This is a genomic window from Oceaniferula marina (genome assembly GCF_013391475.1).
Taxonomy (GTDB): domain Bacteria; phylum Verrucomicrobiota; class Verrucomicrobiia; order Verrucomicrobiales; family Akkermansiaceae; genus Oceaniferula; species Oceaniferula marina.
Genome location: NZ_JACBAZ010000001.1, coordinates 931,926 through 944,523 on the forward strand (window position 1 = coordinate 931,926; position 12,598 = coordinate 944,523).

Annotated in this window: 9 protein-coding genes and 1 other RNA gene; 2 read left to right on the forward strand and 8 right to left on the reverse strand. The window is 52.5% G+C overall.

What is annotated here, in order from left to right:
• Positions 1 to 19 precede the first annotated feature (19 nt).
• The 8 genes from eda to rnpB form a co-directional block, all read right to left on the reverse strand.
• Positions 20 to 646: a bifunctional 4-hydroxy-2-oxoglutarate aldolase/2-dehydro-3-deoxy-phosphogluconate aldolase gene (gene eda, locus HW115_RS03755; RefSeq protein WP_178931222.1), complete on the reverse strand. Its 627-nt coding sequence runs from the start codon at positions 644 to 646 to the stop codon at positions 20 to 22.
• A 216-nt stretch (positions 647 to 862) separates the two neighbouring features.
• Positions 863 to 2,839 (reverse strand): DUF455 family protein, encoded by a 1,977-nt coding sequence (locus tag HW115_RS03760; protein ID WP_178931223.1) that lies wholly within the window; start codon positions 2,837 to 2,839, stop codon positions 863 to 865.
• Positions 2,840 to 2,902: 63 nt separating this feature from the next.
• The gene (locus HW115_RS03765) at positions 2,903 to 3,361 is read right to left on the reverse strand and encodes a hypothetical protein (protein WP_227021246.1); all 459 of its coding nucleotides are present in this window, start codon (positions 3,359 to 3,361) and stop codon (positions 2,903 to 2,905) included.
• 121 nt (positions 3,362 to 3,482) lie between these two features.
• Positions 3,483 to 6,179, reverse strand: coding sequence for a glycosyl hydrolase family 95 catalytic domain-containing protein (locus HW115_RS03770; RefSeq protein WP_178931225.1), 2,697 nt, complete (start codon positions 6,177 to 6,179; stop codon positions 3,483 to 3,485).
• Positions 6,180 to 6,312: 133 nt separating this feature from the next.
• Positions 6,313 to 7,326 carry an ABC transporter permease gene (locus tag HW115_RS03775; protein WP_227021247.1) on the reverse strand — a complete coding sequence of 338 codons (1,014 nt, stop codon included), beginning with the start codon at positions 7,324 to 7,326 and terminating at the stop codon, positions 6,313 to 6,315.
• An 80-nt stretch (positions 7,327 to 7,406) separates the two neighbouring features.
• A complete protein-coding gene (locus HW115_RS03780) occupies positions 7,407 to 8,405 on the reverse strand; it encodes a hypothetical protein (protein ID WP_178931227.1) in 999 nt (332 codons plus the stop codon).
• A gap of 149 nt (positions 8,406 to 8,554) precedes the next feature.
• Positions 8,555 to 9,256, reverse strand: coding sequence for a choice-of-anchor E domain-containing protein (locus HW115_RS03785; RefSeq protein WP_178931228.1), 702 nt, complete (start codon positions 9,254 to 9,256; stop codon positions 8,555 to 8,557).
• Between the two features lie 571 nt (positions 9,257 to 9,827).
• Positions 9,828 to 10,243: RNase P RNA component class A (gene rnpB, locus HW115_RS03790), an RNA gene on the reverse strand.
• A gap of 115 nt (positions 10,244 to 10,358) precedes the next feature.
• Here rnpB and HW115_RS03795 point away from each other — a divergent pair.
• Together HW115_RS03795 and argF are read left to right on the forward strand one after the other, a co-directional pair.
• Entirely contained in the window at positions 10,359 to 11,576 is a 1,218-nt protein-coding gene (locus HW115_RS03795) for an aspartate aminotransferase family protein (protein WP_178931229.1), read from the forward strand.
• Positions 11,577 to 11,607: 31 nt separating this feature from the next.
• A complete protein-coding gene (gene argF, locus HW115_RS03800) occupies positions 11,608 to 12,540 on the forward strand; it encodes an ornithine carbamoyltransferase (protein WP_178931230.1) in 933 nt (310 codons plus the stop codon).
• The last annotated feature ends 58 nt before the right edge of the window (positions 12,541 to 12,598 follow it).

The following is a 12,598-nucleotide window of genomic DNA, read 5'->3' on the forward strand; positions in this document are numbered from 1 at the left end:
TCAGGTTAAATCGATTTTGTTAGCTGGATTGTGTTAGTTGGACGGCCTCGCTCGTCAGATGGGCAATGGTTTCAAACTCCCCGCTATTGACGAGCTTGCGATCCACCATCCACGAGCCACCACATGCCAAGACCGAATCCAGGGCCAAATAGGAAGAAATATTTCCGCTGTTAATCCCACCCGTCGGGATAAATTTCATTTCATGATACGGCCCGGCCAAGGCTTTGAGTGTCGGCACCCCTCCAAACGTTTCCGCGGGGAAAAATTTTACGGCCTCCAATCCATATTCCATTGCTCTGGCGATATCAGAGGGAGTTACGACTCCGGGATAAACCGGAAGCCCTAGCTCCAGGCTACGCTTGACCGCGGATTCGTGAAACCCGGGGCAGACAATAAAGTTAGCTCCGTTATCATGTGCAATGTCAACCAGCTCGGCACTGGTTACGGTCCCGGCCCCCACAAGCACATCCCCACGGTCCGATAGCGCCTGCATACATTGCGCGGCTACAGGCGTCCGAAACGTAACCTCGGCTATCGGCAAACCTCCCGAAACCAGGGCATCTGCTAATGGAGAAGCCGACTCCACTGAGTCAAGCACAACGACGGGAACAATACGACGATCTTGGATGGTTGCTTGCGCATTCATGACGGGGGCAACTTGGTGGATTCAAATCTGATTTAAAAGAGTAATCAGCAGCGTTTGTTCACATCTGAAACCGGACACTCACGATCCGAACACATCAAAAAAAACGTCACTACATTGCCCGTGTTGAATTTGATGGGAGAAATTCGCCAACTTTGATTTGCACTCGCTGGCAATGCTTGGACAAAACCGAGGCTGCGGCATCACCGCGATCCTGTGTTAGATCACTTCCCAAACAGCGAGAAATTCACGGGCGTTCTCTGGATCATTAATCAGGCACAAACCTGATTCCACGCCGGCATGGCTGATATCATGCAAGGTCTCTGCATCCATCCCCGACTTGCGCAATATCCGGAACAACCCACCGCTTCCAGGTTTGGATTTTTTTTGCAACTCGAGAGCGACACGCCCCATGGTCATGCGCACATTCAATTCAACCACATGCCGCAATGCCAATGCCCCGTCATCATCGCGGTAGACCATCGCGTCCACCCCGACGGGGCCTCGGTAATCGCCCAACAAACCTGACAGGGCTGCTGGTATTTTATTCCGATACCAATCCATCATCCCAGCATCGGCAAAAAGAAACTTCGCGACATCCGGATCAATTCCCCCGCCCCATTTCGGATAAACCCGGCTGCCCAAAAACCGCCCTGCACGATCATTCTGCATTTCAGTGAGTCCGATTTGACGAACCTGCCCATCCGCGCCCATTTCATACAAGGCAGAAAAATCCATCACTCGGTCGAGCCAGGGTTCCACGAGCACGCCGGCATGTTTGGCCAGACAACGCTTCAACCAGCGCTCAATCTCCGCATCCGAGGTTTCCTTACGAACCCGGAAATGACCGCGCCCGGCACAGGAAAAATTCGATTTGAGCAACAAGTCCCGATCCTGCCTCATGTTCTGAACCGCCAGTAAGGCTGAGTCATATTCAGTAAAAAACGCACCAACATCGTCGTGCAGCCCAAGACATTCGTTTAAGCGCACCCCGGCTTCCTTTGCCAGCCACCAGGCCGGGGCCTCCCTCCTCCATTTCCACTCTCCGGATTCCGAAACGGCATCAGCAAAGGGATCCAAAATCCGTGTAGCATCAGGCGACCACGCCCAGGGTCGGAGACCACCCAATTTTCGCTCCGCCATCGCATCCTCCACCCGCTCAAGCGAAACAATTTCGGGCAAATCGAAACCAAACTGCTTGAGTTTTGCCAAGTGCTGGTTCCCCGGGACGCAGCGCATCAACGACAAATCGTCTCGACGGCACCAGGCGATAGATAGGATTTCCAAATCCTGCTCCATCGCAGACTCCATTTTATTCGGCTGAAACACATCGCCGGTGAGGCTTGCCGCCACCGCTGACTCGGCATTCGGGTTGAACCAATGCACCACCGGCGTCCGCCCTCTCGATTGCTCACAAACTTCCAGATGCGCAATAAAATCGTCATCGAGCCCTGCGAGTCGGCGGCCCTCGACATTGAACGGAGCCATGCCCTTGGCTTTGGCTGGAGCCAAGGGAAAGCTAAGAGATTTTTTAAATGCCTGCCAATCACTATCGCTCTGGTGTTTCCACTTGCGGAACCATTTGACCCCGTGCCCCACATGCCCGATTTCATCCTGATAGATTTTTTCCAGCACCGCAGCCGTTCCCGTATCTCCGACCTGACGAAACAGCCCGGCGTAGTGTTTGGAAAAATCCAGATTCGACTGCTCGAAGGTCAGGTTCAAGCGGGTGACAAAATCCATGGGAGTCTCCATGGGCGCGATGAGTTTCCAAAAGTAATCGTTCACCGGCAAATCACCAAAATGAATCCCACACTCGCGCATCCGGCGCATGTACATCAAGGTGTGCATTTGCTCCTCCCGCATCGCCTCGTAAACGCCCTCCCGATACGCCTTGGGTGCGTCAGGAAACTTTAACAGCACAAGTGCCATCAACTCCGCAGCCATCAATTCATGGTTCGCCAGAAAATGCATCATCACTCCGCGCTCCCGATCGTCATCCATCCGATTCACTCCAGGAAAACTGGCTTTGACCCCTTTCTGGCTGATTCGCAGTGAGTCAGGCCGCCCCGGAGTATCAGGCTCCACAATCGCCATGCCCGGCTCATCGTCGTTGGCCACTTCAGGAGCCAGCGTCAGTTTTTCATCGAGGGAGTCGGCAAATAGAATCCTCTCAGCGGCTTCACGCATCTGCATAGCAGCACGTTCTGAAAGAACACCCGAAGAATCAAGGAGAGAATATGGCGACCCTGGCTGGGCCTAGCCCTCGAGCATGCTCGAAACCACGTGCAAATTGGCAATCCCCCTGGTCGAGAACTCATCCCAGAACCGTTTACTGACAGGCTCCAGCACTTGCTTGCGCTTTTGCTCGGGCAAGGATTGCACATATCCGGTTCCATGTTTGCGATCAAGTTCGCGCTCGGCCAGACGCCCGACCAGTTCTTCCCAAAAGATTTCATTGCGCATCACATCAAAGCTTTGTGCATAAAACGAGCCTTCTTCCTTTTCCTTGCAAAGCCTGAGCCGCTGCCGTTCGGGGTCGAGCTCCACCTCACGCCCCTGGCCGTTGTCCTGCAAGCGCTTCAGCACCTTGTTCAACAAATCATCATAGCGCGCGACACCTGAATCGGCCCCCGGCTGATGGTTCCAGAAAGTGGTCCAACAGGCGAGGGTCAGCATCTCAGAGAGCGTGAGTAGCTCGTCATCAGTGAAGCGCATGTGCATGCGGCAGATGTAAGATAATTGCCGGAAGATGCAAGAGCCAAGAAGCCCCCGATGAACACGACCAGCCCCCCTTCATATCAGGGGAGCGGCAGAAAAGAAACCATGACTCGCACGGTTAACGAGGCACAACAGTCGCAAGCTTGCCTGGAAACAGCTTGATTTCCCGAAGCCCTTTTTCACCGGGCACACGCACCTTCACGGTCTGCACAATCGGCGATTTCAGTGTGGCTTGCCGCAACCTTCCATTTTTCCATTCAATGTCAACGATGACCTCACCCCGGGCACGAAGCCCCTTGACCGAGCCTTTGGGGTAAGCCTTGGGTAAGGCCGGCAACAATGCGATTTCCCCGGCATGACTCTGCAAAAACATTTCGGCCATGCCAGCCGGGATGCCCAGATTTCCATCAATCTGAAATGGAGGGTGCGTTGTCCAAAGGTTGTCGAGGGTGTTGTAAGCCAACAAACCAGCAACACAGCCATGGGCACGCTCAGCTTGGCCGAGCCGGCTCCATAGAGCCGTCCTCCACGCCCAGGTCCAGGACCGGCGACTGTCGCCAACTTCCCCGCGCTTGGTTAATGAAACACGAGCGGCTTCCGCTAGCTTCGGCTGTTGAGCCAAGGTGATTTGGCTCCCTGGATGGACGGCAAACAAGTGACTCGTGTGCCGGTGGTTTCCTTTTTCCAAATCCTTTTCGCCCATCCATTCCATCAACTGCCCCCAACTTCCAATTTTCGGTCCATAGAGTTTGCCTAGGGCCGTCTTCAACCGCTTCTGCAGCTCGGGATCACGGTCCAAGACCTCGGCAGCCTTCAAGGTGCTGCTGAACAGATCCCACATCAATTGCTGGGCATGTGCCGTACCATCCTCATGGGGGCCATGCTCATGGGACCAGGCATTCGGCACCACCAGACTACCATCAGGCAACTCTTTCAGGCGGGGCAGCCAAAACAGACTGACACCCCGCATCCACGGCCAGGCGGATTTTTCAAGAAACGATTCATCCTTGGAAAACTGATAATGCTCCCAGTAATGCTGAGACAACCAAGCAGTTCCTTCGATATTCCAATTCCATCCGGTTCCCCCAAATGGGTTGATGCTCATCCGGGTGACAAATCCCTGGGTATCGCCACCGTAATGCAAGGCCGTGTGCTCCCGGTAAACCGGAACACCCGATGTCAGTAAATCAAACAGAGGACGAGACAATTCAGGTAGGTTGGTGGTTTCCGCCAACCAGTAGTTCATCTGCAAGTTGATGTTCGAATGAAAATCACTGCACCATGCCGGAGCGTTACTGTTACACCAGATCCCCTGCAAGTTCGCCGGCAGGGTCCCCTCACGGGAACTCGAAATCAAGAGGTAACGCCCGTAGTTAAACAACATGGCCTCCAACTCCGGGTCAAGACAAGGGCGGGGCAAGGCTTTCGCTTGATCCCGATATCGCTGGATCCTTTGGTTGATCGGCTTGGAGGCAAGGGCGGCATCACTTTTCCCCAAATCCAGAGAAGCTCGATGATAAAACGAGGTATAATCCTGCTCGTGCTCTGCCAACAAGGCTGGCCACTCTTTACCGGCAGACGCCTTCAAGCGGGGGGCCACTCGATCTGCAGGATCACCCTGCATCCATCCTTTGGCCCGGTCCATCACATAGTTCGTATCCGCAGCTAAAAACAATAATACCTCATCCGCTCCACGCACTTCCACGCCATCAGCCCCCTTCTTAACCACACCACCTTTGGCTCTGACCTGTACGCGAGCTTCATATTGAAGTTGATTCGGTAGTTGCCCACGCAACTTCAGACCACTCCCTGTCACCGAAACGGTTTCCATCCCCTTGTGCGCCCCCTCCAATTTGACAAGACCTCCAATCTGACCCGGCTGATCAGCCGATATCCGCCAGACGATTACCTGCCCCGGTTGGCTGGCAATCGCCTCGCGCTGGAAATTGACACCCCCGCTCTGCCACGATGTGGTATGCACCGCACGGGCAATATCAAGCTGACGCCGGTACCCCGCCGGCACCGACGGCTGAGCAGAGAGAGAGACCCCATCAAGGGAAATCTCAGCCACCTGAAAATGCTCCACACCTTTCCTCGGCGCAAAAACAAATCGGTAATGCCGGTATTTTACCGGACGGTCGAGTTTGAAACCAACCTTCAGCCCCCGTTTAGGCATCGGCGCAACGTCCACCTTTTTATCCAGCATCTTCCACGTTTTTCCATCATCGGAGCCCTCGAACATCCAATGAGCCGGATCGCGTGATGGCACATCATTCGCACTGGTAAAGGAGTAGGCATCAAGGGCCGTTTTTTCTCCTAAATCCACTTGCCAGGCCATCTTGCTCCCATGATGAATCACACACCATTTGCTGCCAAGATTGCCGTCAACCGATTGCGCCACCGTCTCTGACGACGATGAATCGACCGCTTTACGAAAACCCTCAGCTGCCCTGGGAGAGCTCAACTTAACGCCAGCCTTGGCCGAGCGTCCCTGTTCAAAAATTAAAAACCCAAAATTCTGATAGGCTCCAAACACATCCCCCTTGCCCGTTTTATTGTATTTCCCCGCTTTATTTTCGTTCCCCGTCCAGAGAGAGTCGACATTGAACTGCATCACGGCACGGTCCACATCGCCCATCACCACGCCGCCCAATGAGCCATTGCCAATCGGCAATCCCCCATTCTCCCACTTGCTCGCTGGGGAGTCAAAATACAGGACATGATCAGCATCCGAGGCCGACAGCTTTGGGCAGATCATTCCTGTTAAGGCGGCAAGAGCAGCCACGGTCATCGATTCTTTCATGTTCATCATCATGCTTATGTTTGGGTTTGAGTCCTTAGCTGCACCAATCAACAAGGCAGCTAAATCTGATAAAAAATCTGAAGCACATTACGACACAACGCCAGCAATCTTTCCTCAACATGACACCGAAAGAGACAATCGCGCATCACTCGGGCTCTTGTTCTGGCGGGGTCGTATCCCCTCCAGCATTTGGGGCCGTCGGCAACGGAACAGGTGCAAGTAGCCCCCCACTCTGGGGGAGAGCCCCCGTGGGACTCACCCATGATGGGGCCTTGGGAGAAATATCCGTAAACCATGCCAGCACGGAAATGCCAATCAAGCCAATAAAGCCGCCATAGCCAACCGTCATGGCCGTTGACATCCCCACCACCAATGGAGAAAAAAACAAAAGCCCCATCACCATCCAGCTCGGTTTGACTTCGTAATGATGCACCACCAACCGAATCCTCGACCTAGCCAAACCCAAACCCAAAAGAAGATAGCAGACAAACAAAAACAGGGCGTTGATATGATAGATCCAGCCACAGCCACCGCTCCGAAATGCACTTGCCCACAGAACCATGCTCCCGGATATCAGCAGGGAACAGGCATACAAAGCCATGACACCCAATTTTCCGCTCACGCCCTTGAATGCAGAGGCCCCCAAGGTCCCCGCAGATGTCAAGCCAGCAGCAAAAACCAATGACAAAGACAGGATGATATTGCGCCAAGGATCGATGCCGCCGATGAAATAACGAACAATCAAATACGGCAGCAGGGAAAGGAAGGTCAAAATACAGCAGCCCCAGATCACCAAAAATTTTCCCCGAACCACACGCCAGCGGTTTAAGCCGGTCATCTGCAGCAGTTCATGGTTCCCTTCTTCCAGCTCCTGCCCCATCAAAAGCAAGCCCCCCAGAGGCATCACCACAACGCAGACAGCCCACGCCACCATCCAAAACGGCCCGGAATCCATCACCAAGGCCAGATTAAACACCCCGGTCTTCTCAGAATACCTCTCAACATCCCCGAGGTGAAACTCAAAGGCCGTCGCCATCACGGCAAGAAGCTGAATAAAAATAAAGGGAAAAATAAACATTCCACGCCGCAAGCCCTGGCGCAACTCCTTCACGGTCATCGCCCCCATACGATCCAGCCAACCCAATTCAGCAGCATCCATTTCCTTCACGACCCCAAGGCTAAGCTAAGCACATGGATTCTGTCGAAAATTAAATGCACCGATACATCCCTGCCATGCAATCAATCAAAAATGAGCCAACTGGGACTCTCAAGCTTATCGATCACCAGATTTTTCTTCCCTTCCGGTGATTCATCAAAATGCAAGGTCAGCAAAAACGGCAATCCCATTTCATCCCTTAAATCTGCCGGGTTTTTAGCGTTCGACTGCATTAGCGCCAACATATCACGGCACCCTTTTTTGTCTCGTTCCATGTATGCCGTTACCAATTGATCACTATCCTTGTTCTCAAGACGAAACGACTGATACTTCTCATCATCCCGGTGCTGGTAAACATACAGGTCATTCCAACTGGCATACACACGCAACGACACCGGCACTGTCGGTTTCTCAGCTAAAAAACGATCCCAGTTCCATGGATTATAAAAAACATCTGTCTCCCAGTCGACTTTGAAAGAGCCATCCTCCAGAGACTCCACCCACAACTGCTTTTTAAACAAGCCGTCGCTTGGCAGTTCAATCTTCCAAAATGATTTACCAAAAATGGTTTTCGGCACCATCGTCGTCATCGACTCCAACTCCGCAACCTTCATCGAATGCGCCCGACTCTGATACCAATCCTCCATGAATGGTTGCACCCGTTCCGGGTGACGAACAAAAGCCAACTTGGCCTCAACGCTCGAAGCCTGTAAATAACCGGCTACGACCTTCCGCAACTCGAGAATCGCCTCCTTGGATCGGACAAGCTCGATTTCTTCCTTCGACATGGACCGAGCTTCAATCGGAATAATTTTCTGAGGTTCTTCATCAGGTTTTACTACCCACAATCCATATACCAGGGAACTCATACCAGCCCCCCCAATGAGTAAAATCAACAATGACAGCAAGCATAAGACTTTAGGGCTCCACTGCTTCTGCTGGTTCGGATGCTCGCTATCATCGAACAAACTTCCCGCTAAGATACTCTCCTCCACCTCCAACGGTTTTTTGGAGTCCGTATTGATAAGTTTTACATCATCCCCCAACATGGCAAACAAATCCTGACCTTCGGGTTCCGACATGATGATTACTTTAAGCGATGAATGAATCAAGTGGAACATCCCACATCCACAAGCCCATTACAAAATAAAAAAGATCTAAAATGAAACAGAATCACTCCTATTCCCGAGGAAATAGGAGTGATCCAATCAAATCAATCAAGTGCAGTAATTTAGGAACGCCTTCTTCTGAAGATGAAAGCCAAAGAACCAAGCCCGGCCAAGATAAAGGACGAAGGCTCAGGAACTGCATAAATGTAGGTTACCTCGACAATCGCCTCCCCTTCATGGTTAGTCACTTGAAACGTTGCATTACTCGCCCCTGAGGCTCCCCAACTTCCACCGGCATTCACAAAGGCCGTGCGAGTTGAGATCCCATCACCTACGAAATACGCAAGATCGCTGGAAAGAGAACTGGAAGACTCATTACTTTCATAAGCCGAGATGATATCGTCAGACCAGAAATCAACACCTATATTATTGGCAACCCCACCATTGTCTGTAGCTTCCAATGCGATATCCCCAGATGCCTGATCCAAAGAAGCTTCAGCACCAAAAGCGTCATCATTCGTCCCGTTGCTATTCACATCAACATACGCCGAGACATCACCATTCAATGTAACCTGTGCCGTTACAGCACTCTCGGTGTTGTTTTCAATCGTGACGTGAGCACTCTCGCGAGCCGTTACTTTCACCCGAACTTCCGTCAAGGTGCCTAAGGACGAATCAAAACTTGCAAATATTGCGGGAGTATCGGTCAGGGTTGTAATTTCACCAGTCACTGGGTTGGGACTCGCTGTCACGGTGTAACTCGCAGCAGAGGCAACGGAAAGTGACATCGCACTGACCGCAAACATGGGGATCATCTGTTTCATTTTCATAGAATAAATTTGATTAACGTTCTCTCACCAAATGAAATGGAGAGGCCGAAACAGCTACCACCCAACAAACAACAGTCAACACCAATACAAACAATTTCAATTTATTTTTGTTAGCTATCATACAACCCCAAACTCAAACTAACAAAAATACAAAAACTCAGACGTTCACACTTCACAAAGACAAGCTCAACAAAAACACACAAACAACTCAAAACGAACAAGTTACAAAGTAACAAAAGACCAAATCCGAGTTTAACTCACAGCAAACCACCAACAAAAACCACCTCAGAATAAATAATAAAATATATTTTATTAGCTAACAAACTAACAATAAAAGATCTTTTATTATTCTATAAACACGAGCTAACAAACACACACATCAAGCGCAGCCACAGACAACACCTCAACACCTCAACACCTCAACACCTCAACACCTCAACACCTCAACACCTCAACACCTCAACACCTCAACACCTCAACACCTCAACACCTCAACACCTCAACACCTCAACACCTCAACACCTCAACACCTCAACACCTCAACACCCAACAAAAACAAAAGAAAGGGGGCCGCTCCCCTGTAAGCCGGATTCTGTCCACTCCAGACAATCTGGAGCTGGACGGTCATTTATCTTATCCTACCCTGTCCGGAGACAGAGAGAAAACCTCCCTTGCGGGATGGTGCGACTAATACCCGGGGATCCTGATCGGGCGGGCAACCCTTCCCCTGTTATGTCTTGCGCCGCGTGGGGTTTACCGTGCCTCCTCGGTCACCCTTGGAGCGGTGGGCTCTTACCCCACCTTTTCACCCTTACCTCAATCCCGAAGGATCAAGGCGGTTTGTTTTCTGCTGCACTTTCCGTCCGACCAGCTTGAACTGGCCGTCCCCCGCTTTCGCAGGGCACGCTGCCCTATGGTGTCCGGACTTTCCTCGATCAAAATCAGACAAGCTGAGCTGACCGCGACCGTCCGGGGAGCGGCACGCGCAATGTAGGCTCTCGCAGCCATCATGCAAGCCTTGAAATGCCCGTATTTGACAAGCGGCCATCGATATCTATGCTTGAATCTTCATACCAACGACCTAATAAGCACGTCTATGTCCTACCTATTACCAACCTATGCCAATTTCCCTCTCACCCTGGTCCGCGGCGAAGGAACCCGAGTATGGGACGAAAACGGCACAGACTACCTCGATTTTTGTGCCGGTATTGCCACCTGCAGCATTGGCCATTGCCATCCCAGCCTGAGCGAAGCCATCGCCAAGCAGGCCTCCACCTTGATGCACTGTTCAAACCTCTACCAGATCCCGCAGCAAAAGGAACTGGCTCGCACACTGGTGGAAGACTTTGTCCAAACCCCGGGTAAGATCTTTTTCGGTAATTCAGGAGCTGAAGCCAACGACGGTATGATCAAAACCGCCCGTCGCTATGGCCACGCCCGTCCCCAGGCCGATGGTTCCCCCCGCTACGAGGTCATCACCTTCAAGCAATCCTTCCACGGCCGGACCCTCGGCTCGATGGCGGCCACGGCCCAAACCAAGATCCAGCAAGGGTTCGATCCTATGTTACCCGGCTTCCGCTATTGCCCGTTCAACGATCTGGATGCCCTCCGCTCCTGCATCAGTGAAACAACGGTCGGCATCATGCTCGAACCCATCCAGGGTGAAGGTGGCGTCCATGAAGCCCGGCCCGAGTTTCTCCGAGGCCTCGCCGAGCTTTGCCAGCAACATGACCTGCTGCTGATGTTCGATGAAATCCAATGCGGTCTTGGCCGGACCGGCAGCCTGATGGGCTGGCAGGCCATCTGCCCTGAGTTGCAGCCCGACACCATTTCCTGGGCCAAAGGTCTGGGTGGTGGCTTTCCAATCGGGGCATTCTACGTCAGCGACCGCATCATCGATCAGAACGGCACCGAACTATCCTCGCTGATGGGCCCGGGCTCTCACGGGTCCACCTATGGTGGCAACCCACTCGCATGCGCCGCCGCCTTGGCGGTGCTTGAAGAAATTCGGAACTCGCAACTTGCCGATCACGCCAAACAGCAGGAACAACAGATCCGGGACATCATTCTTTCCTGGAACCACCCCGTGATTCTCGAAATCAGAGGAAAAGGTCTGCTTCTCGGCATCGCCCTCGACCCCGAACAGCTCGAGGCACCAACCCTTTGCCAGACCCTCATGAGTGAGGGTCTCCTGACGGTCCCAGCAGGGCCCAACACCCTGCGCCTGCTCCCCCCCCTGAATGTCAGTAGCGAGGAAATCAACGAAGCCCTGAAAATATTGAAAAACACCCTCGATTCGCTCTGTAAAAACTGAATACTGAGCGCTCATTCTCACCTCCCATATCATGACTCATTTTCTTTCCATCGAAGAACTCTCCGCAAAACGCATCAATCGACTGATTGATCTGGCCATTGAACTCAAGGCCGAACGCAAAAACGGAGGCCATAAAAAGCTCCCGCTCAAAGGGCAAACCTGGGCGATGATTTTCACCAAATCATCCACCCGGACCCGCGTTTCTTTCGAGGTCGGAGTGCGAGAGCTCGGGGGCTCGATCATGTTTCTCTCATCGAACGACATCCAACTGGGACGAGGAGAACCGATCAAGGACACCGCCCGCGTTCTCGGTCGCATGGTTCACGGAGCGATCATCCGCACCTTCGACCAGCAGGATGTGGTCGATTTTGCCAACTACTCTGCCATCCCCACCATCAACGCTCTGACCGACGATGCCCACCCCTGCCAAATTCTTGCGGATCTGCTCACCATCAAAGAGCGCCTCGGAGGATGGGAAGGGAAAAAAGTGGCCTTTGTCGGTGACGGATTCAACAACATGTCCCGCTCATGGATGTGGGCTGCCAAAGAACTGGGATTCGAATTGTGCATCGCAGCGCCCCAAGGCTGCCTCCCTACAGAACAATACGTTGAACGTCTTCAAGCACCCAATGTCAGTATCACGACTGACCCTATTGAAGCCGTCAAGGATGCCCAAGTCATCAATACCGATGTCTGGCTATCCATGGGAGAAGAAGGGCAAAAAGAAAAAGAAAAACTTTTTGGAGACTACCAAGTCAACCAGGAACTACTCCAACACGCCTGCGCTTCTCATATCGTCCTCCACTGTCTACCAGCCTATCGGGGCAAGGAAATCACCGAACGTGTGCTCGAAGCTCACGCCGACAGCATTTTCCAACAAGCTGAAAATCGACTCCACGCACAGAAAGCGGTTCTCTGCCGACTCGCTGATGGAGGCCAGACGTTTCGTGGGATGTTCGGCTAATCAGCCCCTCACCGATCTTATCCAAGAGAGGAACGGTAGTGGATTCCTCGCTCGGGTG

Coding starts and splice junctions, on each gene's coding strand:
- eda (WP_178931222.1), bottom strand. CDS start 646: ATGAATGCGCAAGCAACCATCCAAGATCGTCGTATTGTTCCCGTCGTT.
- HW115_RS03760 (WP_178931223.1), bottom strand. CDS start 2,839: ATGCAGATGCGTGAAGCCGCTGAGAGGATTCTATTTGCCGACTCCCTC.
- HW115_RS03765 (WP_227021246.1), bottom strand. CDS start 3,361: ATGCGCTTCACTGATGACGAGCTACTCACGCTCTCTGAGATGCTGACC.
- HW115_RS03770 (WP_178931225.1), bottom strand. CDS start 6,179: ATGATGATGAACATGAAAGAATCGATGACCGTGGCTGCTCTTGCCGCC.
- HW115_RS03775 (WP_227021247.1), bottom strand. CDS start 7,326: ATGGATGCTGCTGAATTGGGTTGGCTGGATCGTATGGGGGCGATGACC.
- HW115_RS03780 (WP_178931227.1), bottom strand. CDS start 8,405: ATGTCGGAACCCGAAGGTCAGGATTTGTTTGCCATGTTGGGGGATGAT.
- HW115_RS03785 (WP_178931228.1), bottom strand. CDS start 9,256: ATGAAACAGATGATCCCCATGTTTGCGGTCAGTGCGATGTCACTTTCC.
- HW115_RS03795 (WP_178931229.1), top strand. CDS start 10,359: ATGTCCTACCTATTACCAACCTATGCCAATTTCCCTCTCACCCTGGTC.
- argF (WP_178931230.1), top strand. CDS start 11,608: ATGACTCATTTTCTTTCCATCGAAGAACTCTCCGCAAAACGCATCAAT.